General features: G+C 38.1%; 23 protein-coding genes. 4 read left to right on the top strand and 19 right to left on the bottom strand.

Going from position 1 to position 20046, the window contains the following annotated elements; translation table 11 throughout:
* Position 1: 1 nt before the first annotated feature.
* The 11 genes from ACE025_RS04155 to ACE025_RS04105 form a co-directional block, all read right to left on the bottom strand.
* A complete protein-coding gene (locus ACE025_RS04155; RefSeq protein WP_485937761.1) occupies positions 2 to 880 on the bottom strand; it encodes a carbohydrate ABC transporter permease in 879 nt (292 codons plus the stop codon).
* A 220-nt stretch (positions 881 to 1100) separates the two neighbouring features.
* Positions 1101 to 2378: an extracellular solute-binding protein gene (locus ACE025_RS04150; RefSeq protein ID WP_485937759.1), complete on the bottom strand. Its 1278-nt coding sequence runs from the start codon at positions 2376 to 2378 to the stop codon at positions 1101 to 1103.
* Positions 2379 to 2463: 85 nt separating this feature from the next.
* On the bottom strand, positions 2464 to 3288 hold the full coding sequence (locus tag ACE025_RS04145) for an aldo/keto reductase (RefSeq protein WP_485937757.1): 825 nt from the start codon (positions 3286 to 3288) through the stop codon (positions 2464 to 2466).
* A gap of 193 nt (positions 3289 to 3481) precedes the next feature.
* Entirely contained in the window at positions 3482 to 4600 is a 1119-nt protein-coding gene (locus ACE025_RS04140) for a DUF1648 domain-containing protein (RefSeq protein WP_485937755.1), read from the bottom strand.
* Positions 4601 to 4622: 22 nt separating this feature from the next.
* On the bottom strand, positions 4623 to 5009 hold the full coding sequence (locus tag ACE025_RS04135) for a GntR family transcriptional regulator (RefSeq protein WP_485937753.1): 387 nt from the start codon (positions 5007 to 5009) through the stop codon (positions 4623 to 4625).
* Between the two features lie 102 nt (positions 5010 to 5111).
* Entirely contained in the window at positions 5112 to 5639 is a 528-nt protein-coding gene (locus ACE025_RS04130; protein ID WP_485937751.1) for a GNAT family N-acetyltransferase, read from the bottom strand.
* Positions 5640 to 5918: 279 nt separating this feature from the next.
* The gene (gene truA / locus ACE025_RS04125) at positions 5919 to 6662 is read right to left on the bottom strand and encodes a tRNA pseudouridine(38-40) synthase TruA (protein ID WP_485937749.1); all 744 of its coding nucleotides are present in this window, start codon (positions 6660 to 6662) and stop codon (positions 5919 to 5921) included.
* A gap of 121 nt (positions 6663 to 6783) precedes the next feature.
* Positions 6784 to 7314, bottom strand: a complete 531-nt coding sequence (locus tag ACE025_RS04120) for a GNAT family N-acetyltransferase (protein WP_485937747.1) — start codon at positions 7312 to 7314, stop codon at positions 6784 to 6786.
* Positions 7315 to 7318: 4 nt separating this feature from the next.
* A complete protein-coding gene (tsaE, locus tag ACE025_RS04115; RefSeq protein WP_485937745.1) occupies positions 7319 to 7792 on the bottom strand; it encodes a tRNA (adenosine(37)-N6)-threonylcarbamoyltransferase complex ATPase subunit type 1 TsaE in 474 nt (157 codons plus the stop codon).
* Between the two features lie 171 nt (positions 7793 to 7963).
* On the bottom strand, positions 7964 to 8938 hold the full coding sequence (pta, locus tag ACE025_RS04110; RefSeq protein WP_485937743.1) for a phosphate acetyltransferase: 975 nt from the start codon (positions 8936 to 8938) through the stop codon (positions 7964 to 7966).
* Positions 8939 to 9074: 136 nt separating this feature from the next.
* On the bottom strand, positions 9075 to 9770 hold the full coding sequence (locus ACE025_RS04105; protein ID WP_485937741.1) for a uracil-DNA glycosylase: 696 nt from the start codon (positions 9768 to 9770) through the stop codon (positions 9075 to 9077).
* 151 nt (positions 9771 to 9921) lie between these two features.
* Between ACE025_RS04105 and ACE025_RS04100 the strand changes: the two genes are divergently transcribed.
* Positions 9922 to 10812: a Cof-type HAD-IIB family hydrolase gene (locus ACE025_RS04100; RefSeq protein ID WP_485937739.1), complete on the top strand. Its 891-nt coding sequence runs from the start codon at positions 9922 to 9924 to the stop codon at positions 10810 to 10812.
* Positions 10813 to 11104: 292 nt separating this feature from the next.
* Here the strand turns inward: ACE025_RS04100 and ACE025_RS04095 are convergent, their stop codons facing one another.
* From ACE025_RS04095 to ACE025_RS04075, 5 genes are all read right to left on the bottom strand, one after another.
* Positions 11105 to 12163 carry a Gfo/Idh/MocA family protein gene (locus ACE025_RS04095; RefSeq protein ID WP_485937737.1) on the bottom strand — a complete coding sequence of 353 codons (1059 nt, stop codon included), beginning with the start codon at positions 12161 to 12163 and terminating at the stop codon, positions 11105 to 11107.
* A 214-nt stretch (positions 12164 to 12377) separates the two neighbouring features.
* On the bottom strand, positions 12378 to 13244 hold the full coding sequence (locus ACE025_RS04090) for a sugar phosphate isomerase/epimerase family protein (RefSeq protein WP_485937735.1): 867 nt from the start codon (positions 13242 to 13244) through the stop codon (positions 12378 to 12380).
* The gene (locus ACE025_RS04085) at positions 13189 to 14259 is read right to left on the bottom strand and encodes a Gfo/Idh/MocA family protein (protein WP_485937733.1); all 1071 of its coding nucleotides are present in this window, start codon (positions 14257 to 14259) and stop codon (positions 13189 to 13191) included. Before ACE025_RS04085 ends, ACE025_RS04090 begins: the two co-directional genes overlap by 56 nt.
* Positions 14260 to 14289: 30 nt before the next feature.
* Entirely contained in the window at positions 14290 to 14607 is a 318-nt protein-coding gene (locus tag ACE025_RS04080; protein ID WP_485937731.1) for a hypothetical protein, read from the bottom strand.
* Entirely contained in the window at positions 14595 to 15431 is an 837-nt protein-coding gene (locus tag ACE025_RS04075; protein WP_485937729.1) for a Gfo/Idh/MocA family protein, read from the bottom strand. The genes ACE025_RS04080 and ACE025_RS04075 overlap by 13 nt, the downstream gene beginning before the upstream one ends.
* 407 nt (positions 15432 to 15838) lie before the next feature.
* Between ACE025_RS04075 and ACE025_RS04070 the strand changes: the two genes are divergently transcribed.
* The gene (locus ACE025_RS04070; protein ID WP_092479180.1) at positions 15839 to 16003 is read left to right on the top strand and encodes a YvrJ family protein; all 165 of its coding nucleotides are present in this window, start codon (positions 15839 to 15841) and stop codon (positions 16001 to 16003) included.
* A 351-nt stretch (positions 16004 to 16354) separates the two neighbouring features.
* Here the strand turns inward: ACE025_RS04070 and ACE025_RS04065 are convergent, their stop codons facing one another.
* Both ACE025_RS04065 and ACE025_RS04060 read right to left on the bottom strand, forming a co-directional pair.
* Positions 16355 to 17710 (bottom strand): DUF711 family protein, encoded by a 1356-nt coding sequence (locus ACE025_RS04065; RefSeq protein WP_485937727.1) that lies wholly within the window; start codon positions 17708 to 17710, stop codon positions 16355 to 16357.
* Positions 17711 to 17724: 14 nt separating this feature from the next.
* Positions 17725 to 17994, bottom strand: coding sequence for an ACT domain-containing protein (locus tag ACE025_RS04060; protein ID WP_485937725.1), 270 nt, complete (start codon positions 17992 to 17994; stop codon positions 17725 to 17727).
* Between the two features lie 243 nt (positions 17995 to 18237).
* Here ACE025_RS04060 and ACE025_RS04055 point away from each other — a divergent pair, with 243 nt between their 5' ends.
* The gene (locus tag ACE025_RS04055) at positions 18238 to 18762 is read left to right on the top strand and encodes an LURP-one-related/scramblase family protein (protein WP_485937723.1); all 525 of its coding nucleotides are present in this window, start codon (positions 18238 to 18240) and stop codon (positions 18760 to 18762) included.
* A 64-nt stretch (positions 18763 to 18826) separates the two neighbouring features.
* Here ACE025_RS04055 and ACE025_RS04050 read toward each other — a convergent pair whose 3' ends face one another.
* Positions 18827 to 19393 (bottom strand): GNAT family N-acetyltransferase, encoded by a 567-nt coding sequence (locus ACE025_RS04050; RefSeq protein WP_485937721.1) that lies wholly within the window; start codon positions 19391 to 19393, stop codon positions 18827 to 18829.
* Positions 19394 to 19687: 294 nt separating this feature from the next.
* Here ACE025_RS04050 and ACE025_RS04045 point away from each other — a divergent pair, with 294 nt between their 5' ends.
* A complete protein-coding gene (locus ACE025_RS04045; protein WP_485937719.1) occupies positions 19688 to 20032 on the top strand; it encodes an iron-sulfur cluster biosynthesis family protein in 345 nt (114 codons plus the stop codon).
* The last annotated feature ends 14 nt before the right edge of the window (positions 20033 to 20046 follow it).

Below are 20046 nucleotides of genomic sequence, written 5' to 3'. Positions count from 1 at the left end.
CCTAGTCTTTTCTGTAGGCATACAAGTATTGTGCACCTGTTATCACCATCATGATAACTCCCATAATAACTGCCATAGTCGTACCGATGCCTAGATTATTTTGAGAAAAGACCACTTGTTGGATAACCATGATAAGTGATTGTGTACTTTGCTGCGGTCCTCCTGCAGTAATAAGCAATGTTTGTCCGTATAGGTTGAATGAAGCAATAATTGTCGTCATCAGCACAAAGATAAAAACACCTTTTATAGAGGGGAAGGTAACATAGCGAAATTTCTTCCACCAGTTGGCCCCATCCAGTCCTGCTGCTTCATATAAATTATAATCCACTTCGTCTAAAGCATTGATAAATAAGATCATGTTATATCCGATCGTCCACCAGACTGTAGCGATCAAAATCGTTATCCAAGCATACGGTTGTTCATTCAGCCAATTCAAAGGAGCAATATTGAGCGTATTCAAAACATTATTGATATATCCTCCATTTCCTGTGAACAACCATTTAAAAATAGCTGATACGGCTGTGACAGAAACAGCATAGGAAATAAAAAAGGTTGTTCTGAAAAAAACTTTTAGTTTCTTAGGAATATTATTTACTAATAAGGCCAACCCTAAACTGACTAATACTAAGGGAATCACACTAAACCCTACAAACACCAATGTATTTTCCAAGCCTCTATAAAAAGAAATACTGAACATATTATCTCCAGACAGTACAGTCGTATAGTTTTCTAAACCGACAAAACCTCCATTTCCTCCAAAGAGCGACCAGTCATGAAGACTAATATAAACACCGTAAAAAACCGGTATAGCCCAGAACAGGACAAAACAAATAAAAAAAGGCAAATACATCACTGTTGACCATAATTTAGAAATCTTCATTTGAATCCTCCTTTTCTATTTGAGAGTGGGAAAAAAGGCGCTTAGCCTCATGTTCATCCACGAATCATGCTCGAATGGTCATCGACCACCCGAGCGTGATTCGTGAATGTACGTCGAAGCTGCCTTTTTGAGCACGTTTACGAATCCAATATTCCTAAATGTGCAAATCTGAAAGTGATTTCCCAATTCCAAACAATGTAGTGCATAGATTTAATTTAAATTACTGTTCAGGAGCTGTATCGGCAATTTGCTGCGCGTTATCTGTGGCGATTTGCAGTTCAGCCATCAAGTCTTCCCTCGTCAAGTTTTCTTCCGTCACTAACATACTAAACACGTTTTCAATCATGTATCTCATTTGTTCTCCAAATTGATAAACTTGAGGAGCACCAGTTACTGTATCGAATTGTTTAGCATTTTCGTTAGCCAAAGGATATTTTTCTGTGTCTTCTGCAATCAGGTCCAACGTTGCTGTGTGCAGCGGAGCCTGTCCGGATTCTGCCCAATTAGCTAAGTTTTCTGGTTGATACATGTATTCAACGAATGCGGAAATAGCAGCCATTTCCTCTTCATCTGTAACAGAGGATGGTAAAGCGATCGTGTGTGATCCTCCGTATACACCAGGCTCATCTCCAATTTGCGGCATAGAAGTGATACCTAGATCTTCACCATACGTTTCAGAAACAGCTTGATAGTACCATGGTCCTGTAAGTGCTACCGCTGTTTGAACACCGGTATTTCCTTCTTCTACTTGTTTCATAAAGGCTTGGAATTCACCATCTAATCCTAATCCAGCTGGCGAGATATTATCTTTCCAAACCATATCATGGAAGACCATTAATGAATCTGCCAAGTCTTCTTGAGCAAAATTCAAATGATTTCCATCAAGCAGCTCAACATTGTTTTGAATAGCAGCTGTCATAATATAATATTCTACTAGTCCTGCATTAGGGACACCTGCTGCGTACAAGTTAGGATCTTGATTTTGCAATTCTTCTGTCAAAGCTACCAAGTCTTCATAGTTTTCTGGAGCTTCTGGAGACAATTGTTTGTTGTAAAATGCAGTTAACGGATGGATGTCTAATGGAATACCATAGGTACCATCATCAAAAGTCACTAAATCTTCTGCAGCTTCATGAAAGTCACCGATACTTAATCCAGCTTGTTCCATTAAAGGATTAATATCTTGGATCATGCCATCTTGTTTATATGTTTCAAGGTTGTTGGCATGGATCACCACTAAATCATAATCTCCTGTTTTAAATTTTGTGTAATGATCTTTATCTTGTACTTCTTCTACCACATATTCATCTTGAGACTCGTTGAACCCATCCGTGATTTTCTTCATGTAACCACCATCACCGCCCGTAAAGCCGTTTAAGAAAGTGATTTGCACTTTACCATCTTCAGTTTCATTGGCATTTCCTCCGCCAGAACCGTTTCCACAAGCTGCTAAAAATAGCGAACCTACTAATAAAGTAGACAACAATACTTTTTTCATATTCTTATCCTCCTATAAAATGATTATTCACCTGTCCAACTCGATCCTTCAAAAACTAAAATTTGCCCAAAGAAAACCAATCTTTTTAGATTGGCAAGTTTTCTGGATCTCCTCCAACACGTTCATTTTTGTTCAACGCATTGATGTTATCCATATCTTCTTGTGTCAATTCAAAATCATAAATATCAGCATTTTCATAAATTCTTTCTTTATGGGTTGATTTAGGTATCGTCACAACACCAATTTGGATGTCCCAACGCAGCAACACTTGGGCCACTGTTTTATTGTATTTTGCAGCAATTTCTTGAATCACTGGGTGGTTTAAGATTTTTCCGCTTCCTAGTGGGGAATAAGCTTCTACTACAATATCGTGCTCTTTGCAGTATTCGCGAATCGGTTCTTGAGATAATAGGGGGTGAAGCTCAATTTGGTTAACCATTGGAACGATTTCGGCATCTTTCAACAATTCCTCAAAATGATGGACGTGGAAATTACATACCCCAATAGCTCTTACTTTTTTATCTTTATATAATTTTTCTAATGCACGCCATGTATCTTTTGTTTTTCCTTCAACTGGCCAATGCACCAAGTACAAATCAACATAATCGAGTCCTAAACGTTCTAAACTGTCTTCATACGCTTGCAAAGTACTTTCATATCCTTGCATTTCACTTCTGACCTTGGTCGTTACAAAAAGGTCTTCTCTGTTGATACCAGATTCTTTGATACCTTTTCCAACTCCAGCTTCATTGCCATATTCTGCAGCTGTATCAATACTGATATAGCCTGCTTCTATTGCCCATTTAACTGCATTAGAAACTTCTTCTCCATCTTTCATTTGCCAAACGCCTAAACCAAATGTCGGCATGGCTACTCCGTTAGCTAATTCTATTGTACTTTTTAAAGTCATAGTATCATCCTCCAGTTATTAGAAATCGGTTTCATTGTTACAGACTTATTATAACTTCTTTTAATCCTGAAATACAAAAAACAAGACTCCTAAAAAGTAAATTTTTACTAAACCTATCGAACTCAAATAAACAAAAAAAAGCATTCACTGCAAGGTTGCAATGAATACTCTCAGGTAAAACCCTGTGTAAATTTCATTCCATAATCAATGGAATAACTCCAATAAAAATACAAAAAAGTACTAATCCTGCAATACTGACCCAAGCTTGCCATCTTGCCAAGTTGATTGTACTGCCGATACCGAATCTTTTTTCTACAAAAATGGACGGATCTTCTGGATTATAATAAAAGACGCCTAATTTCCAATACTTTTCTTCATCCATTTCTGTCACTTCTTCTATAGGTTCGTCTATTTCCGAAAAGACCAGCTTTTCTCCGCCTTGCCCATATTTCCATGTTAAGAATGAGCTATAACCCACAATACCTAAGATGAATATGCCAATCAACAGTCCCATCCATCCAAAAGCCATATCTTCCGCGAAAAACAGAGAAAAGAAATTCGTCGATGTCAATAACAGTTGGGTAGCTATTGATGTTACTAAAAAATTGATGGACCAAGCTCGACGAAACTTTTTGCTTTGATAGCTCGTGATTTGAGGATAATTTACTAGTAATTTTTGTTTTGATTTGATAAAAGCATAATGGCTGAAAGCTAAAACTGGTATCATCAACAATTGCATTGCAGGCATCATCATAACTGATAATGGCGACTTTTCTACTGACCGATCCGGAATATTTTGACTATTCCAATGAATCGGAAATTGATTTGGAATCCGATCATAGAAGAATCCTATTACAGCAACCGATATCAAGACGATTACCAATTGGACAATGACTATGGTTCGAGTAGAAACGGCGTTAAGGTCTCTATGATAGTTGGTATCCACCACAATGCGTTCTTTTTTAGTTTCTACAATAATCTGCTCTTCTTTTTTCCACAGTTGGATAGCTTTTCTATTTTGCAGATACAATATAAAAGTTAGTACAAAAAACACCAACATAGCACCTATTACATAGATACTGATCCACATGTCTTGTGCAGTTTGATCTTCAAAATTGGAAAAGAACACAATAGGTATAGATAAAAGAATGCTCAGCAGAACATTATGGATGAAAAATCTTTTCTTTCGCATTTGAATAAACGAATCTTGTTGGTGAGAACTTGGAACGGTTATCCCAAATGGTGTTCCCCTTCTACTATAGTAAGGAGTCAATCCATTGACAAAACCTAAAATCAGAAAAATACCTATCATTATACTATAAAATAGCCACATGTTATTTCACCTCTTCTTTCAATTGCTTTTTGATATCCGTCAACCATTCTTCAATCAGTTGTTCAGACACACCATAAATTTCCGCATCGATTTGTACTTGTGCCAACTTTTCTAACATCGCTTGTTTCACGTTATCATGCGGCTTCAAAGAAGCTTTATCTTGAATAAAATATCCTCTTTTGCTTTTGATCAGCATGCCTTCATCTACTAACAGGTTGTATGCTTTGTTTACAGTGTGCATATTGATTCCCAAGTCGCTTGCCAGACTTCGAACACTCGGCAATCCATCCTCTACTGCTTGTCGATCCAGAATAATATTTTTTTTGATCTGATACATCAATTGCGTGTAGATCGGTGTTTCATCATGGGGATTGATTTCGATAATCATTATTCATCACCCTTCTGTTTGTTATATAATAAGTATAACAAAGTTTAGGTAGTAGTCAATAAAAAAAACTTTTACGTTAAAACAAAACGTAAAAGTTTTTCTCTATTGAGTAAGATCTAATCCATAATAGATATGATCATGTCTATTTCCATTGAATACAGCTACTTTGGGCATACGTCCCCATTGAGAAAAACCATGTTTCAGAAGCATATTTTCGCTTCCGTGATTTCCTTCAACAATCATAGCAATAATTTGATCGTATCCTATCTCTATAGCTTGATTGATCGTATGACTGACCAGAAGTGATCCGATTCCTTGTTTGCGGTACTGTTTATTTACGTAGTAACTGATCTCTGTTACTTTTTCTACAGCTCTTCTTCCAGCTCGATAAGCACTTAAATGGCTGTATCCTGCAATATCTCCATCCACTTCATAGACAAACAATGGATATTCGTTGGATTGATGTGATTCAAACCAAGGAACTCTTTCTTCTGTCGTGAATAGATCAATGTCGCAAGTAATTCCGCCTAACGAAACAGCGTCATTATAAATTCTTACTATGTCTGGTAAATCTGAAAGAGCAGCTTTGCGAATACCAGTTTTTGGCATAATATAGGTTACGTTTAACAATTTTAATTCTCCTTTTTTGTGACTTTCGTCAACCTATTTTCTACTCGCAAGTCCAATTCGAACCATCTAGTCTGTCTACTCTATAGGATCAAGTTTTTGGTTATGTAGTTCCCTTCATCTTTGCGGCAAATCAAATTATATACGGTGAAAGGGCGAGAAACAATCTTTTTTTTTATAAAATTTTTGTCATTTTTTTGTACAAAAAAACTCCCTCTATTAAAGAGAGAGTAAGGACATGCATTCAGTATTTTGGTTGTCCGATGACCAGTAAGACCAGCATCATTGCTCGTAATAAACTTCATCTAAAAACAGCCCTTGAGAAGGTACTGTCATTCCTGCATTGCTTCTGATGCCGCTTTTAAAAATCGTGTCGATGTATTCCGGTTCCATCACTCCGGCTCCAATATCCAAAAGAGTTCCCATGATGATTCTGACCATTTTATGAAGAAAACCATTTCCCGTAAAAGTAAAGTGGATGATGCTGCCTTCTCTTTGGATCTTTATTTCATCAATCGTTCTGACAGTTGATTTTTTCGACTTTTTAAGCGAAGAAAAACCAATAAAATCATGTGTTCCGACAAGTTTTTCACACGCCTTATTCATCTTATCGATATCCAATTTTTCTGGATACTGAAAGCTGTAATTCCGCTCAAATGCAGACGGGATCGCATTATTCCAGATTCGATAACTGTATGTCTTTCCAACAGCGTTGTATCGTGCATGGAATCTTTCCGGTACTTCTTCTAATTTCTTTACCACAATATCCTGCGGAAGATAACGGTTGAGATAATCCAGCATTGCTGAAAAGTCCATATTCGAAGCCGTTTTGAAATTGGCGATCTGTTTTTTAGCATGAGTTCCTGAATCTGTACGTCCTGATCCGATGATCTCAACTTTGGTTCCTGTCATATTTGTTAAGATATTCTCTATCTTTCCTTGAATAGTTTTATCTGAGTCACTAAGCCTCTGCCAACCTAAGTATCTGCCGCCATCGTACTCGATCGTCATTTTAATATTTTTCATTTTATCCCTCTTATCATTTGTATCTGCATTGCCTAATGTTTATAGCTTACTGATGTATATTGGCCTGCAGGAAATCTTTGCTTTTTTCTTTTACTCGAAATTAGCCTTATGTACGACTAATTTAGTCTATCTCACCAATCATCATACTCATCAAACAAACGTCTAAATATTCTCCATTGTCTCTCACTCCGCGTGGCATGATGGCTTCTAATTGGAACCCTAGTTTTTCATACAAATGGCGCGCTGTTTTATTTCTGGCTTGTACTGTCAATTCTAATCGTTTGAGCTTGGATTGTTCATTGGCCCAATAAAGCAACTCTTCCATCATCGTTGTTCCCAAACCGAAACCCCAATACTCTTTTGCAATAACGATACCGACTTCACCGATGTGCTTCAGCTTAGGGCTTGAGGAACCGTGGATAGAAGCTGTACCAACGATTTTCTCGTCGATCATGGCTACCATCAAGACATTATTATCGGACTCATACAATTTCGCCAATTGCTCTTGTTCTTCTTCTACTGTGATGCCTGGACCTTCTTCTCCCATCGTCATATACCCAGTTTCAAGAGCTGTACTGCTTAAATGAGCTAAGATGCCTTCAGCGTCTTTTGGGACAGCCTCTCTGATGACAACATCTACTTTTTCTCCCATAGACCTATTCTCCTTCTTGTTGTTTCCACTCTTCAATCATTGCTTCATAGCGTTCACCTTTTGGGATAAAAGTGATTTTACGTTCCATCATCTCTTCCCCTACTGGTTTTAATTGGACTTCTAAATGCTGCTCTGGAATATCTTCTGGGATAAACGTGGCCCATTCAATCACAGAGACACCTTCTCCTTCAAAATATTCTTCTAAACCTAGATCTGTACCACCAGTTTCTTCCAAACGATAAACATCCATATGGTAAAGAGGCACTCTTCCCTCGTCATATTCGCGAATCAAAGTATACGTGGGACTTTTGATGACTCTTTTAATACCAAGCCCCTCAGCTAATCCTTTAGTAAAGGTTGTTTTTCCAGCACCTAGATTTCCTTCCAGCAATACGACATCCCCGGCGTTCAACAGTTTTGCCAAGCTTGCGGCGATTTTTTTAGTTTCTTGTTCGTCTTTTGCATAAAATGTCAGCATCAAACTCACCTTTCTTTAGACAAGTAGTTATGGATTATTTTAACACTGATTGGAAAAGAAGTCTTTTACTTTCGAAAAACAAACTTAATCGACTTCAAAACCAGCTCATAAAAAAAGACGCTCCTAAGAGCGCCTTTTTAGTCTGTCCATTTTTGAGTGAACACCAGTAGATTATAGTGCTTGGTTAGCTGTGATGATCGCTGTTTTGTAAACATCTTCCTCGTTACATCCACGAGAAAGGTCAGAGATTGGTTTGTTTAATCCTTGTAAGATTGGTCCAATAGCTTCAAAGTTACCAAAACGTTGAGCAATCTTGTAACCAATGTTTCCTGATTGCAATTCTGGGAATACGAATACTGAAGCTTCTCCAGCAACGTTTGAACCTGGTGCTTTTTGATCTGCTACAGATTTAACAAAAGCTGCATCAAATTGCATCTCTCCATCGATTTCGTATTGTGGAGCCAATTCTTTAGCGATTCTTGCAGCTTCAGCTACTTTTGTAACTTCTTCAGCTTTAGCAGAACCTTTAGTTGAGAAGCTCAACAACGCTACTTTAGGCTCAATATCGAACATTTCTGCCGTTTTAGCGCTTTCAACAGCGATCTCTGCTAATTCTTGTGCAGAAGGGTTCACGTTGATTGCACAGTCAGAGAACAAGTATTTTTCTTGTCCGCGGCCACGCATCATGATGAACGCACCACTTGTACGGCTAACGCCTGGTTTAGTTTTGATGATTTGCAATGCAGGACGAACAGTGTCTCCAGTTGAATGAACAGCTCCACTTACAAGAGCGTCTACTTTGCCCATGTGAGTCAGCATTGTTCCGAAGTAGTTTTCGTCTTTCAAGATTTCGCGAGCTTGTTCTTCTGTTACTTTCCCTTTACGGCGTTCTACAAAAGCTGCTATCATTTCTTCCATTTCGCCATAGCTGCTTGGTTCGATAATTTCAATATTCTCAACGCTAAACCCATGATTTTTAGCCGATTGTTTGATTTCATCAATGTTTCCCAAAAGTACCGGGTGTACTAAGTTTTCTGCTTGTAAACGCACAACTGCTCCTAAAATACGAGGTTCAGTTCCTTCTGGAAAAACCACGCGTACATTTTTTCCTAAAACTTTGGATTTTAAACTTTCAAATAGTTCCAATCTAATTCCCTCCAACATCGTTTTATACTACAGTTTCTATGATACTACTATATCACGAAAAAATACAGTCGTTTCAACTATCTTTTATACTTATTACACAAATAACTTTTATTTATAGGACAAAACTATTACAGTTTCAAGTTGTTGTTTCTTTTACTGCAACAGGCAATTTCCAATTGATCGGCTCTTGTCCGCTTTGGATCAGAGCTTCGTTCGTTTTAGAAAATGGCTTAGTCCCAAAAAAACCTCTCCTGGCTGACAAAGGACTTGGATGCGGCGAGGTTAAAACAATGTGTTTCGTCTCATCAATCAACACTCTTTTCTTGATAGAAGGATTCCCCCATAAAATGAACACGATCGGTTCCTCTCGTTCATTCAACTTTTGGATCACAAAATCGGTCAATGCTTCCCAGCCTTTTCCTTTGTGGGAATGGGACAGACCTTCTCTAACAGTCAATACAGTATTCAGCAACAATACTCCTTCCTCTGCCCACGATTTTAAATACCCATGATCGACCGGCGGATATCCTAAGTCGGATTCTAACTCTTTGTAGATATTTTTTAATGAAGGCGGTACTTTTACCCCTGGTTTTACAGAAAAACTTAGTCCATGCGCTTGTTTTTCTCTAATGTAAGGATCCTGCCCTAAAATAACCGCTTTGACTTTGCTGTAAGGCGTCCACTCAAATGCTTGCCAAATATTTTCTTTTTCTGGGTAAATAGTTTCTGTTTCGTATTCTTTTTTTAAAAATTCTCTCAATTGTTGGTAACTAGTTGTCTCACTAGCTTCTTTTAAAATGGGTGCCCAATCATTTTCAACTGGAATTGTCACATTTATTCCTCTTTTCTATCTCTATTATCTTGCCTTTATCCTACAAGAGTTATTTTTCTTTCACAAGAAATAACCCCTCCTTATTTTAATGTGCTATTTTGACTTTGTCATGCTAAACTGGAAGTAATCAAACAATTCTGGAGGCTGGAAAATGGTAAAATTGATTGTATCGGATATGGATGGAACATTGTTGAATGAAAAGATGCAGATATCAAAAGCAAATGCATCAGCTATTCGCGAAGCGGAAAAACGAGGGATTCCTTTTGTAGTAGCTACTGGACGTGGATACACGGAAGCGAAACCTTTGTTAGAAGAAGTAGAGTTGAACTGCCCGATCATTACGTTAAATGGTGCTCAAGTTTATGATGAAAATGGAACGATTTTGAAAACAGCTGGTATCGACAAAACTACAGCTCGTAAAATCCTGACGATTATCAGAGAGAACAATTTGTACTGCGAGATCACAACTGGTAAAGGGATATTTTCAGACAATAAAGCAAAACGTATCGAGTCTGTTGCGTCTTTGCTTTTTGAAACAAACCCTGATACTACTTATAAAATGGCTGTCGTATTAGCTGCAGCTCGTTTGGAGATCATGAATATCCATTACATCGATGATTATGATGAATTGATTGAAGATGAGACAATAGATGTCTTGAAAATCATTGCTTTCAGTCAAGACGGTGCAAAAACGCTAAATCCTATTTCAGCTGAATTAAATATGATTGGTGATCTGGCTATCACTTCTTCTTTTGAGAATAATATCGAGATCAACCACATTGAAGCTCAAAAAGGAATTGCCGTTCGTGAGTTGGCTAATAGAATGGATATCGATCTGGAAGATGTGATGACGTTTGGCGATAACATCAATGACTTATCTATGCTGGAAATCACTGGATACAGTTTTGCTATGGAAAATGGTGCTGAAGAAGCGAAACGGGTAGCAAAATACCTGACATCTTCCAACAGTGAAAATGGTGTTGCAGAAGGAATATCCTTGATTTTCAACAACCGCTTAGAAGAAAAATTGAACGTTAATTAATTAAACTTTTTCATTTAAATACTTGTGTAGTTACTCAGCTTTTCTAATCTCAACCATAAGGGAAAATCATCTATGTTAAAATATATTGCTGCTAGCGGAATTGCTCTTAGTGTTTTATATATTTAATATCAGAAATTGGTGTTGAGGTATTTGAAAATATGTTAAAGACTCAAAGAGAAACTAAATTCTCCATTAAAACTCAAGTTATGAATGCTATAAAGGAAAAAGTTTAGACCAACAAAATAAATCCTATAGTAGTACACTAGCAACGTGTCTTCTATAGGATTTTTTGTTATATGTTAGATTGAATAACCATTGCTTGCTCTTGAGCTTTTAAGCAAAGTTCTTGCGCTTTAAAGATGTGCTCTTGAGTCATCGCATGTTCAGTGCGATTGATGCAGTCTTTAATCATTTCACCAAAGAATGGGAATCCCACTTCTCCAGCTAAAGAGTAATGTTTTTCTCCTTCAGCTGTTACCAAGTATAAATGATCTCCTGTTTCTTCCCGCGCCACATCAATATATTTGCGAACCTCGATCGTCCCTTTTGTTCCAGTAACGAAGACACGTCCGTCTCCCCATGTATTTAAGCCACCAGGAGTGAACCAGTCTACTTTAAAGGTAAATGCAGCCCCGTTCGCTCCGACCAACGTAGCGTCCCCGTAATCTTCCAATTCCGGTGTATCTGGGTTTGCGTAATTTCCTACCTTACTGTGCAATATCTCAGCATCTTCATTCCCTCTGAAGCATAAAAATTGTTCAATTTGGTGACTTCCAATGTCACACAAAATCCCGCCATATTGTTCTTTGTTTAAGAACCATTTTGGCCGTTTTTCTTTGTCTAAACGGTGCGGACCGAATCCAGTAACTTGAATCACATCTCCAATAGCACCATCTTTGATCAATTGACCGGCAAATACGGCACCTTCTACGTGCAATCTTTCACTGAAATACACCCAGAATTTTTGACCAGTTTCAGCAACGACACGTTTGGTTTCTTCTAATTGATCCAATGTTGTGAAAGCTGTCTTGTCTGTGAAATAGTCTTTGCCAGCTTTCATCACTTGGTTCCCTAGTTCACTACGTTTGTTCGGAACAGCTGCTGCAGCTACCAAATGAATATCTGAATCTCCTAAAATTTGTTCTAATGATTCCGCTACTTGCGCTTGCGGGAATTGTTCTCTATAAGCAGCTACTTTCTCTGCATCTGGATCGTGTACCCATTTTAAAGCAGCACCTGCTTCGAGTAGTCCGTTAGTCATCTCATTAATATACTTATGATCTAAAGCCGTTACGGCAAAATTGAATTCGCCTTCTTTTACAACTCTATTTACTTTTCCTTTTTGGAGCATGATTCATTCCATCATTATTTGCCATAAATTCATCTCCCCTTCTTTCATTCTTCATCAATAGAAAAGAGGAGAGTGGGAAAAAAGGTGCTTAGACCCATGATTCGTGGATGGTCGTCGGGGCTACCTTTTTGAACACGTTTACGAATCCACTACTCGTAAATATGCAAAATATGAAAGTTATTTCCCAGCGTCTCCTCTATGTGTTTTTGAATGATTAAAATAAGTCTGCATATCCTGCTTCTTTTAAATAGTCGCGAGAATCTGCTAAACAATCAAACGGATCGCGTCCATACTGCTCGTCTTGTTCTACCAGCAAATAACGAGCTCCTCTGGCGATACTTTGTTCGATGATCGTTGGCAAGTCCAATGTTCCTTGTCCTAATTCAGCAAATTGGATATAGTTGGTGAATGCATCCATGAAGTCTCCTCCATTGCCTTTCAATAACTCATCTACTGCTTCTTGAGGAACTGGAACGATTCGGTAATCTTTCAGATGAACCAAGTCCACTTTTCCAGCATATTCTTTCAATACTTCTACAGGGTTGCGTCCTCCGCGTTGTACCCAGTGAACATCCAATTCAAAGCCCAACAAAGGAGCTTCATCGCGAATGATATCCAATAAATAGCGTCCATCGTATTTAACAAATTCTACGTGGTAATTGTGGTAGTACAATTTGATGTCGTGTTCTTTCATCTTTTCTGCTACTGCAATTGCTTCATGACAAAATTCTACTACTTTATCCAATGAAGCCATCGCTTCAAACGGCAACATACCTATACGGACAATATCAGTATTCAATGTTTTGCAATCTTCAATGATCTTGTCTAAATGAGTAGACAATGATTCTTGCCCTTCCGTCATAGGTTTTAATCCTGCTGATAAAGAAGCAATCTCCATATTGAATTCCTGTGAAGCTCGTTTGATTTCTGCAACATTTTCCGGAGTCATTTCTACTTGAGAAATTTCCACTGCGTTATAGACTAACTCGCTCACTCCTTTTAAGGTTTCGTAAGGTCCTAGTTCACTAAATTGTTTCTTCAGTGTATACCCTTGCGCTCCGATTTTCGCTTTTTGTCCCATGTAAAAGCTCCTCTCTTTTCACGCGTTGTGCGTTTCCCATTTCTTTAGAAGAACGGTCCATCACTTCAATCATTTCCATTGAAGGAACAGCTTCTCTTATATGAACATAGTCTTCTGTATGATCTAAAATACTTCTATAGAATCGCTCTATCAAGATTCGGTGTCCCATTCCATAATAGAATTTTGACCCTGGAATCCGGTCGTCTTCTTCGATGACTTCTTTTCTTCCATTTTCATTCGTAAAGTATAAACGGCTGTCTTTGATTGTAAACTTTTCTTTTTCTGTAATGACTTGCAATTCGACGGACGAATTTTCTGTATAGGCATTGGTTGCATGAAAGAAAGCTTTCACCGCTGATTGGAACGTGAATGTCGCACTGGCTGTGTCCTCTACTTCAATATCGTAGTCCGTCAAGTTAGATAAAGTAGCCTTGCAGCTCTCTAATTTGCCGCCAATGAGTTGAATCAAATCCAGTGTATGGATCGATTGATTGATAATAGATCCGTATCCAGCTTCTGATTTTCGTCCCCGCCATGGCTTAGAAGTGTAGTAGCTTTCTGGTCTGAACCAAGTGACTAATCCTTTGATGGACGTGATTTTTCCGACATTTTCATTTTGAAGGATCTCCACCAACTTCATGAAACTTTTATTGTAACGGTTTTGGAAGCTCACACAGATTTTGCGATCTGTGCTTTCAGCTAATTCGAGCTGTTTTAAAGACTCCTCATAGTTGATAGCAACAGGTTTCTCCAAATAGACATGAGCTCCGTATTTCACACACAATTCCGTTGCCGACTGATGCAAATAATGAGGTAAACAAGTGTGAACGACGTCTAACTTCATTTTTTGCAGCATCGATTCCATGTCATTAAAAAATGGGAATTCTGTCCACTCACTTTTTTTATCCGGATCACTATCACATACGGCAACCAACTCTCCATATTCACTAGCATTGATTGCATTCACGTGTACACCCGAAACTTCTCCTAATCCAATTAAATCAACCCTTAACATAGTTATTCGTTCCTTGTCATTGCCGCTTCTTTAGTCAACAGAATTGCTTACAGAAGACTTTCTTTCAGAAATTTTACCTTCTTCACGAATACGTTTGTTTAATTCTTCTAAATTCAATTCTTCGTCTAGATTTTCTAAACTAACTTCTTGGCCTGTCCAACTTGAAAGATGGATTGCATTTGCTAAGCGGACTCCTTTGATTCCATCAGAACCAAGTGCCAATAAAGGAGTGCCATCTAGAATATTTGCTGCAAAGTTTTCCAATACACCTGAGTGCTGTTCGCCCCATGGACTGTCAAATTCAATGACTTCTTGGCTGTATAGTTCTTCTACGTTCATTTGACCCATGAATAATTTTTCACGTCTTCCATATCCATGCTGTCGCTTAATTCACGTTCTGGCTTTTTCAAACGGCTGACAGTGGCTGTTTTGCTTCCGTCAACAACGATTTCCCCTTGATCTCCTAAAATTTCAAAACGGTCTGTTCCAATGATGTCATAAGTTGCTGTTACAAAAGTTCCAGTCGCTCCATCACCATAATCAACTACTGCAGTAACTTCATCTTCAACTACGATGTCACGTTTGAATCCATAGGCTACTTTAGAGTAAACCGACTCTGGAACACCGCAAATCCATTGCCATAAGTCTAATTGGTGAGGTGCTTGATTGACTAAAACTCCTCCACCTTCTCCGCCCCATGTTGCTCTCCATTCACTTTGATCATAGTAAGGTTGAGGTCTCCACCAGTTTGTAATGATCCAGTTCGTACGACGAATTTTTCCGATTTCGCCATTGTCTACAATCTCTTTGATTTTTTTGTATAAAGTTTTTTTTCGTTGGTTAAACATAATTCCGAATGTCAATTCCGGTTTAGATGCTGCATATTCATTTAATTCTTTCACTTGTTTTGTATATACCCCAGCAGGTTTTTCAACCAATGCATGAATATCGCGTTTCAAAGCTTCAATTCCCATTTCAGGGTGAAGGTAATGCGGAACAGTAGTGATAATAGCATCCACTTTTCCACTTTCCATCATTTCAATATAATCTTCATAGAAAGGAACTCCTGGATAATCTGTATTTGCATCAGCTTCTTTACTCGTGTCATCGTCGCAAATAGCTCCAATTTCCATACTTAGTACTATGCCGTCATTGATGAATTTAGCATACATGCTTCCTTGAGCTCCGAGCCCAATAATACCAAGTCTAACCTTTTTTTGTCATGTTATCTTCACCTGTCCTTAGATTATTATTGTTTAAAAGCATAGTCACCTGAACGCTTAAAATCGCATTCCATTTTTTATAACCGCTTTGATCAGAGGGAGATAGAAGGTCTTTATTTCTTTAAAGATTTATAGAAATAAGAGAGATAGATTTTGTTGCGCAATCGGTTTCTATTAATGCTCTTTTAGTATAACGCTTCCACAAATCTATTTCATTGTCTCTCCATGTGCAGTTGGACACTTAAAATTGACCGAACCCGCTTTCTAGTTCGAAATTATCGATAATTTAAGGTGACAGATTTTAGTTTCGAACGTTATTTCATTAGAGACAAGTATATTTTGAAAGGAGTGAGTGCATGGGAACAGAAATACAGTGGTGGACTTCTGTAATAGAATTGATCAGTAATGTTGGCTTTCCAATTTTTATTTCATTGATTTTATTGCAACGCATGGAAACGAAACTGGATGACGTGGTAAAAGCACTGCACGATTTGAGTACCGTCATCAAATCAGCCGCATAGTCAATTGTTTCTAAGCAAAAAGACAGCTTATCCCTATTGGATAAGCTGTCTTTTTATGGGCTTGTCGTTTAGAGCCAAAACTTTTTTCTCCACGCTCTTGGTTTAAAACGCGTTGCGAAAAACTGTCTTTCTATGATTTCACTTTTCCTTTTTTGTTTGGAAAAGCACCAAACTAAAAAGGAAAAGGTGAACTCTACGAAAGCCAAAACGTTTTTCTCCACGCTCTTGTCTTAAACGCACTAAAAAAAACAATTCACACTGCCAAGATTTCTTTAAGGACTGTTAGGTAAAGAGAACCTAACAGTCCTTAAAGAGATCTTGTTCGGTGAGCTGACCGCTTTTTTTAGCGCTCTAATTTTTGAATGAGTGTAGTGGTGCTGGGATTCTTCCGCCTCTTTGGATGAATGCTTCTGATCCGAATGGGTTTACGGCCATTACTGGGGCGGTCCCTAGAAGTCCGCCTAATTCGACTCTATCTCCTACTTTTGTTCCTGGTGCCGGAATGATGCGCACAGCTGTCGTTTTATTGTTGGATACTCCAATAGCTGCCTCATCAGCAATAATAGCAGATAATGTAGCCGCTGAAGTTTCACCTGGAACAGCTACCATATCTAACCCAACGGAACAAATAGCGGTCATGGCTTCTAATTTTTCAATGTTAAGTGCCCCAATCTCTACAGCTTCAATCATTCCTTCATCTTCTGATACTGGAATAAAGGCTCCAGACAGACCGCCTACATGACCACAAGCCATCACACCGCCTTTTTTCACCGCATCATTCAGCAAAGCTAAAGCAGCTGTTGTCCCATGAGTTCCTACTCTCTCTAGTCCCATTTCTTCTAAAATACGACCAACAGAATCTCCTATTGCGGGTGTAGGAGCTAAAGATAAATCTACGATACCAAATGGAACATTCAATCGTTCAGAAGCCACTTGACCTACTAATTGACCCATTCTAGTGATTTTGAAGGCTGTTTTCTTCACTGTTTCAGCTAACACATCAAAGGGTTCGCCTTTTACTTTTTCTAAGGCTTTTTTCACAACCCCTGGTCCGCTGATTCCAACACTCACTACACAATCAGCTTCTCCTATTCCATGATACGCACCGGCCATAAATGGGTTATCATCTACCGAATTTGCGAAGACGACTAGTTTTGCGCAACCCAAGCCTTGAGTATCTGCAGTCAATTCAGCAGTTTCTTTAATGATCTCTCCCATATCTCGAACAGCATCCATATTGATTCCAGCTTTTGTAGACCCAATATTAACAGAAGAGCAGACTCTTTCAGTTTCCGCTAAAGCCCTAGGGATAGAGCGAAGAAGAATTTCGTCTCCTTTGTGATACCCTTTTTCTACTAGTGCTGAAAAACCACCTATAAAATTGACGCCTACTTCTTTTGCCGCTGCATCAAGCGTTTTAGCGTAAGCAATATACTCGCTGTCAGATGAAGCCCCCGCGATGAGTGAAATAGGAGTGACAGAGATTCGTTTGTTGATGATCGGTACTCCGTATTCCATTTCAATCTCTTCCCCTACTCTGACTAAGTCTTTTGCTTTAGTAGTGATTTTGTTATAGATTTTTTGACGAGCTTTTTCTCCGTCTGCATCAATGCAATCCAACAATGAAATTCCCATCGTTATTGTACGAATATCCAAGTTTTCTTCTTCGATCATACGAACTGTTTCGACTATATTTGTGATTTCCATTTTGTGCGCTCCTTTTATAACGTGTGCATAGCATCAAATATTTCTTGACGTTGGATGCGCACCTTTATTTCCAACTCTTCTCCCACTGCAGCGAGTTCTTCTTTCACTTGACTGAACTCTAATTCACCATTTGACAAATCACACAGTACCATCATAGTAAAATAGCCTTCCATAATCGTTTGAGAAATATCATTGATATTAATGTTTAAATCACTTAGTTTCTTACTGACTCCTGCAACAATCCCTACTCTGTCTTTCCCAATAACCGTAACGATAGCTTTCATAACTAATTCCCCCTAGATGAACTTTTTTTGTATCTTAGCTTAGTTTACCATTTTATAATTTAAAGTTCTGTTACTTTCTTATTTCGTAAGATAAAGGATAGTAAAAGTAAGGTCTTCGATTTTTCTTATTTTTTTGGTATAATAAGTATGGTATAGAATAGTCGTTATTTCACTAAACGATACAAGTGTTGCTTATTTTCTAGCACAGTAAACTAAGTCATAATCATTAGAGGTGTGGATAAAATGGTTCGACTTTATATGAGAGAAGAATTTGTCTCAAAACAAGATAAAGTAATCGTGAAAAACCATGCTGGAGAAGATGTATTTTTAGCTGTAGGGACTTGGGGACGAGTAGGAGACTCTATTTCTCTATATGCTATGAACGGTTCGCTGCTTGTAAAGGTAAAACAAGCGACGCTCTCATTATTACCTAGATTTGATTTGTATGTACGGGGAGAAAAAATCGGTACTATTACCAAGCATGTAGCTTTTTCTAAAACCTATTTCAAAATTCATAAATTGAATTGGATAGTCTCTGGCGACTTTGAACGCGGTCACTACTTCATTCGCCGTGGCACCACTACCATTATGGAAATGGAAAAAAGTTGCTTTGCACGAGGCGATTTTTATGCTTTAACTGTACACGAACCACATCAAGCTCCTCTTTGTGTGGTCATTGCTTTGATCGTGGATCATTATGCACGAAGACGTCAGCAAGATTTTTTAACAACAAAGAAGAAAAAAACAATTGCGATACACCCGTTTTAAAAATTATAAAAACGGCATCAGAGTCAAGTGGCTCTGATGCCGTTTTGTGCAAATTCAAGTTGTTTTAATCAATGTTCTTTACCATATGATCATATTCATGGCCAACAATAGAAATCGTCTTTACTTTACGATACCCTTGCTTTTCATACAACTCTTTTGCTTTTGGATTGGCTACATCACAGTTTAATCCTATAATAGTCTCTCCAGCTCTACCTGCCGCAGCAGGTAGTTCCGCTAGTAATTTAGTCGCTACTCCTTGCTTTCGATAATCAGGATAGGTATATAACATATCTAAATACCATTCTCCAGCCTCAGTTTCCAAATCAAACGTCAAATTGATTTTATGATGATAACCTCGATCAATCAGAAGTTGTTTGAAACCTTGATCTATTCCTTCTTCCATTTCGCCTTTGTATCCATACGCAAACCCGGCAATGTCACCCTCTATTTCATAAACGATTCCATTCGCGTAATGAAATCGAAAATCTTCCTGCTTCATACTTTCACTTATTATTTCTTTCAACTCTGCTAAAGGAATCTCTGTCACAAATGGAGCTTCCATATCTCTCCAAATGGCTAGAATCCCTTCAATCAATTTTTCTGCATCCCTCAGCTCAGCTTGTCGAATCACTTTTTGCACCTCTTATTATTTGATTTTCTTTCAACCTATACTACATGAAAAGTAATTGTTTAACAAATCCAACTAGAGATACAGCTAAATCATTTTTTATCTGGTTTAACATTCTTATTTGTGTAGTATCCTGCCTCTAAACAACTTCTTCTTGCTATTCCTTCAAAAAACGCTTTAGGGATGGTTGGTTACTTGTTGAAAAAATAGTATACTATAGATGAAACATACTTATTCGAATTTGGTATGCTGCTAAAGAATAGATCTACCATTTGATCTATAAAGGAGGTTAGTCTGATGTTTTTAACTATCACAGATGCTGCTCACGAGCGGATCAAAAAAGCTGATTTTGACAACACAGGTGATTTGACTGTTTATTATGAATCAAATATCGGATGCGAGTGTGGGAATACAGGCATTTTCACTCTTCAATTACGGAAAACGCCCAACCCTGATATGGATGGTAAAATCGAAACTTCTCTAGGAAAACTGCCGATACAAAAATGGAGTCTTTCCTATCTAGACCAAAATATGACCTTAGATTATAAACCAACAAAAAATACTCTCGAATTAAAAGGTGAATCTGGTATGTTGAACCCGAATGTCATCATAACAGATCAAGAAGGCCAACAGTTGCTTTAAGTAAAGATATGGAC

This window comes from Desemzia sp. AGC72 (genome assembly GCF_057334175.1).
Note: the sequence above shows the minus strand (reverse complement) of the source record. Positions and strands in the feature narration are given on the sequence as shown.

What these genes read in the sequence shown, in the direction of transcription:
- ACE025_RS04155 (WP_485937761.1), bottom strand. Translation starts at nt 880, where the DNA reads ATGAAGATTTCTAAATTATGGTCAACAGTGATGTATTTGCCTTTTTTT.
- ACE025_RS04150 (WP_485937759.1), bottom strand. Translation starts at nt 2,378, where the DNA reads ATGAAAAAAGTATTGTTGTCTACTTTATTAGTAGGTTCGCTATTTTTA.
- ACE025_RS04145 (WP_485937757.1), bottom strand. Translation starts at nt 3,288, where the DNA reads ATGACTTTAAAAAGTACAATAGAATTAGCTAACGGAGTAGCCATGCCG.
- ACE025_RS04140 (WP_485937755.1), bottom strand. Translation starts at nt 4,600, where the DNA reads ATGATAGGTATTTTTCTGATTTTAGGTTTTGTCAATGGATTGACTCCT.
- ACE025_RS04135 (WP_485937753.1), bottom strand. Translation starts at nt 5,009, where the DNA reads ATGATTATCGAAATCAATCCCCATGATGAAACACCGATCTACACGCAA.
- truA (WP_485937749.1), bottom strand. Translation starts at nt 6,662, where the DNA reads ATGAAAAATATTAAAATGACGATCGAGTACGATGGCGGCAGATACTTA.
- ACE025_RS04120 (WP_485937747.1), bottom strand. Translation starts at nt 7,314, where the DNA reads ATGGGAGAAAAAGTAGATGTTGTCATCAGAGAGGCTGTCCCAAAAGAC.
- tsaE (WP_485937745.1), bottom strand. Translation starts at nt 7,792, where the DNA reads ATGCTGACATTTTATGCAAAAGACGAACAAGAAACTAAAAAAATCGCC.
- ACE025_RS04100 (WP_485937739.1), top strand. Translation starts at nt 9,922, where the DNA reads ATGGTAAAATTGATTGTATCGGATATGGATGGAACATTGTTGAATGAA.
- ACE025_RS04095 (WP_485937737.1), bottom strand. Translation starts at nt 12,163, where the DNA reads ATGCTCCAAAAAGGAAAAGTAAATAGAGTTGTAAAAGAAGGCGAATTC.
- ACE025_RS04090 (WP_485937735.1), bottom strand. Translation starts at nt 13,244, where the DNA reads ATGGGACAAAAAGCGAAAATCGGAGCGCAAGGGTATACACTGAAGAAA.
- ACE025_RS04085 (WP_485937733.1), bottom strand. Translation starts at nt 14,259, where the DNA reads ATGTTAAGGGTTGATTTAATTGGATTAGGAGAAGTTTCGGGTGTACAC.
- ACE025_RS04080 (WP_485937731.1), bottom strand. Translation starts at nt 14,607, where the DNA reads ATGGGTCAAATGAACGTAGAAGAACTATACAGCCAAGAAGTCATTGAA.
- ACE025_RS04075 (WP_485937729.1), bottom strand. Translation starts at nt 15,431, where the DNA reads ATGTATGCTAAATTCATCAATGACGGCATAGTACTAAGTATGGAAATT.
- ACE025_RS04070 (WP_092479180.1), top strand. Translation starts at nt 15,839, where the DNA reads ATGGGAACAGAAATACAGTGGTGGACTTCTGTAATAGAATTGATCAGT.
- ACE025_RS04065 (WP_485937727.1), bottom strand. Translation starts at nt 17,710, where the DNA reads ATGGAAATCACAAATATAGTCGAAACAGTTCGTATGATCGAAGAAGAA.
- ACE025_RS04060 (WP_485937725.1), bottom strand. Translation starts at nt 17,994, where the DNA reads ATGAAAGCTATCGTTACGGTTATTGGGAAAGACAGAGTAGGGATTGTT.
- ACE025_RS04055 (WP_485937723.1), top strand. Translation starts at nt 18,238, where the DNA reads ATGGTTCGACTTTATATGAGAGAAGAATTTGTCTCAAAACAAGATAAA.
- ACE025_RS04045 (WP_485937719.1), top strand. Translation starts at nt 19,688, where the DNA reads ATGTTTTTAACTATCACAGATGCTGCTCACGAGCGGATCAAAAAAGCT.